Source organism: Psychrobacter sp. 78a-MNA-CIBAN-0178, from assembly GCF_040309625.1.
In the GTDB taxonomy this organism is placed as follows: Bacteria; Pseudomonadota; Gammaproteobacteria; order Pseudomonadales; family Moraxellaceae; genus Psychrobacter; species Psychrobacter okhotskensis.
Genome location: NZ_JBEOOZ010000174.1, coordinates 1 through 250 on the forward strand (window position 1 = coordinate 1; position 250 = coordinate 250).

General features: G+C 43.6%; 1 pseudogene. It reads right to left on the bottom strand.

The features are described 5' to 3' along the window. A pseudogene (locus AAEY80_RS14730) lies at positions 1-250 on the bottom strand (hypothetical protein); the annotation flags it as partial.

Below are 250 nucleotides of genomic sequence, written 5' to 3' on the forward strand. Positions count from 1 at the left end.
GTGTCTTCCACGCTGTGGTGATCGTCGATGTCTAAATCGCCATCAACGTGCACGTCCATTTTAAAATTACCGTGGGTTTGAATTTGATCTAACATGTGGTCAAAAAAGCCAATGCCAGTTTCAATCTTACCCTTAGTTTGACTGTCTAGGTCAATGGTGACTTTGATGTCGGTTTCTTTGGTGGTGCGTACCACAGTTGCAATACGGCCTTTGCTAAGCAATACATTAGCAATGTCATCCCAATTCAGCG